Annotated in this window: 3 protein-coding genes; 2 read left to right on the plus strand and 1 reads right to left on the minus strand. The window is 45.6% G+C overall.

Annotation, left to right across the window (positions count from 1 at the left end; translation table 11 throughout):
- On the minus strand, positions 1-1,179 hold a 1,179-nt coding region (locus tag VK497_05965), incomplete at its 3' end, for a sugar transferase (GenBank protein HMI09913.1).
- 43 nt (positions 1,180-1,222) lie between these two features.
- Between VK497_05965 and VK497_05970 the strand changes: the two genes are divergently transcribed.
- A complete protein-coding gene (locus tag VK497_05970) occupies positions 1,223-2,548 on the plus strand; it encodes an O-antigen ligase family protein (protein ID HMI09914.1) in 1,326 nt (441 codons plus the stop codon).
- Complete coding sequence (locus VK497_05975; GenBank protein HMI09915.1) at positions 2,505-2,864, plus strand: hypothetical protein; 360 nt, start codon at positions 2,505-2,507, stop codon at positions 2,862-2,864. Before VK497_05970 ends, VK497_05975 begins: the two co-directional genes overlap by 44 nt.
- Positions 2,865-3,451 lie beyond the last annotated feature (587 nt).

Raw genomic sequence — 3,451 nt, forward strand, 5'->3', positions numbered from 1 at the left:
CAATACATTAAATATTTGGGGAAGTTCATCCAGTGAAGTAACACGGAGGAAATGGCCGAACTTTGTGATGCGGGGGTCGTTTTCGACTTTGTGATTGGTTTCGTACTCGCGTGCTAAATCTTCGCGGCCCATCTCTTTAAATTCTACGGCAGCATCACGACCGCCATATTTAGCGCCCATACTGCGGAACTTAATGAGGTTGATTGGTTCTGAGAAACGGCTAAGGCGTTTGCTGAGATAAAAGATCGGGCCCGGGTTAAATATTGCCTGGAGGATAATAAGTACGAGGAAGAGGGGCGAGAGCACGACAATAAGTACTACAGAGACAATCGCATCGAAAATATGTTTAGCAATTGCTCCCCATCCGATGAGGGGTGTTTGACTGACTGATATCATCGGGTAACCCAAAAAGACATCGACTGTGTTCTTGCCTGCATAAAATTCAGCTTCACCTGGAATGAAATTATAGCTAATGTGGTTAATCTGTGCAGCATTAAGAATCCGCTGATTTCGATCGGTTGAATCGTATAGGTCAGTTTGGATAATCGTTGAAATACGCAGGCCATTAATTTGCTTTAAGGCGCTATCAACGGAGGCAAAATGTTCTATGCCTAGGCCTACAGGTACGACGCTTTTTGGTCCGGCAATAGCTACGATGTGATAGCCGCTCTTGTGGGTTTCGGCCAGGTTTTCGGCAATGTCACGTGTTGCATCGGAATTACCAATAATCAGTACCCGGCTTGTTCCTCTGCCTAGCCTAAATAAGAGGCTTCTGACAAAGCGTAAAATCTCGCGTTCAAATACAAGTAGCAAGAAAGAGATACCTAAAGCGTACGCAGCAACCAAACGCGCAGGGAAAAGGTGTTTTTCGCTGATATATTCCCAGCCGATGACTAGTAAAATACCAATAAACGCACCAATGGCGATCTTGCCCCACTCAACTAAGCGACGATTGTAGGTGTTTGACTGGTAAAGTCCAAGTGTCGCGAAGATCAAAATCCAAAAGGGGATAATCACTAGGAAACTCGTAAAGTAATCGTATGCGTATACTTGATTCAGTAGAGGACGGGGGTCGTATTGCACACGCAGGACATAGGCAACTCCAAAGGCAAGAAGGAGTATCAGGAAGTCCGCAATAACTAAGACAAAGCTATAAAATTTCGTATTCTTTGATGGCATCTATGGCTGCTATTATACCACTTTATCTAGTACACTAGAGGTAATGAAAGCGACAATTCTAGAAAAGATCTATGCCTGGATTCTCATCGTTATCCTGGGAGGAATCGTATTGCACGCGCCACTTAGCGTTGGGTTTGGAACGCTTTTCCCTGATTATGATCTGTTGATCAAGTCCTGGAAGGAGATATTGATGCTGGTTGCGACGGTTTTAGCTGTCGTTATTGTATCTCGCCGCCAGCTTTGGGGTGAACTAAGCAAGGACATTATATTTCGCCTAATCGCTGCATATGGTGCGCTTCACCTTGTACTGGCAATGCTTTTTTATGGAAGCACAGTTCAAACGGTTGCTGGTCTGGCGATTGATCTTCGATACGTTCTTTTCTTTAGCCTAGTGTATGTACTTATAAAAATAGTACCTGGCTATCGAAAAGTATTACTACAGGTTGGCGTGGCAGGCGCGGTCGTTGTTGTTGGCTTTGCCGTCGTGCAGCTCTTCCTTCCTCCGGATATATTGAAGTATATAGGGTATGGTAAAGACACAATCCAACCATACTTAACGGTTGATTTGAACCATGAATTTATACGGGTGAACAGCACGCTTCGCGGGCCGAATCCACTCGGGGCGTATGTCGGTATTGTGCTTGGATGTCTTGCGGCGGTCTGGGTTAGTGGACGATCGGTACTTGCAGGGACAAAGAATAAAGTCATTGTCGGACTAGGAATTATTGCATCGCTGATTGCGCTATGGATTACCTATTCAAGGAGTGCACTTGCTGCTGCGGTGATCATCATTGGAGTGGTAGTGGGGATTGGTGCTGCTAAATACCTGACTCGCCGTACATGGATTACTTTGGGCGTGGTTGCGGTTGCCCTTGCTGGTACGTTATTCCTTGTTCGTGATAGTACGTTCGTATCAAATATCTTGTTGCATGAAAATCCAAATGGCGGAAGCGCAACAACTTCGAATGATGGTCATGTTGATTCGGTTGTGGCTGCAACGGATAAAATAGCAGAACAGCCATTAGGAGCGGGTATTGGCAGTACGGGTTCGGCGTCACTTTACGGCGACAAACCGTTTATTATTGAGAATCAGTATTTATTTATCGCTCATGAAGCTGGTTGGCTTGGCCTGATTTTATTCCTTGCCATTTTCGTTTGTATTATGATGAGACTATGGCGATCCAGGCAGGATTGGTTAGCGCTCGGGGTTTTTGCAAGTGGAATAGGACTTGCCTTAATCGGACTACTGCAGCCTGTATGGGTAGATGATACGGTATCAATTGTATGGTGGGGATTAGCGGCAATCGCAATCACCGGGGGAAAATATGCTAGAGACACGACCAAGCAAAAAACAACGCGAACTTCTTAGTTTTATCGACGGATTCATTAAAGGCAATGGGTACGGCCCAAGCTACCGCGAGATTATGCGGGCGCTTGACTATAAATCAGTTTCAACTGTGGCGGTGCATGTCGACGGCTTAATTACGAGGGGATTACTGTTTAAAAAAGACAATTCAGCCAGGTCATTAGAAGTGGTGGTCGCATCTCCATCTACGACTGACCCGCATATTAAATGGTTACAGCAAGAGATCAAAAAACGTGAAGAGAATGATCTGGAGCAGGTTAAAAAAGACGCAGTGGTCTTGAAGCAAGCCCTCGCGATTTTGGATACATCCAAAGAATAGCTTTTCATCTTGACCGAATTGAGGTCTGACAGGTATAATAACCTTTGTACTTTGAAAAATCGACATCCAAACACTTGGCGTTTAATCCGGCATAGCTCAGTGGTAGAGCGGATCGCTGTAAATTGCAGCCCGTCAGCGAAATCTGGCGGTGAAGAACGGGGTGAATTGCGGGAAGGCTACGTCTAGAAATAGATATGCGAATCCGCAGCCAAGCTCTATGAGTAATCATATTGAAGGTTCAGAGACTATTCCGCGAGGAAGTACCTCCGACATTGTCGGCGGGAAGCGCCCCGCACCCTAGCTTTTAAAGTGGGTGATGAGATAGTCCACGCCGCTATGAAAATAGCGGGTACGTGTAACGATTAGGTCGCTGGTTCGAGCCCAGCTGCCGGAGCCAAGTGTTTGTAGGTTGATGAAGTACGAGAAAGAAGTTGTTGATGTAATTGTTCGACAGCTTCTTTTTTGTGGAGGCCGAGTTCAATCTCACGGTGGCAGTTGGCGCAAACAAGGATACATTTCTTAAGCTCGGCTTCGATTGATACCTATGAACGCGAAAAACCACCACTGTTAATAGCGAATGATTTTAA

The sequence above is a fragment of the Candidatus Saccharimonadales bacterium genome (assembly GCA_035317825.1).
GTDB lineage: Bacteria > Patescibacteriota > Saccharimonadia > Saccharimonadales > Saccharimonadaceae > DATHGB01.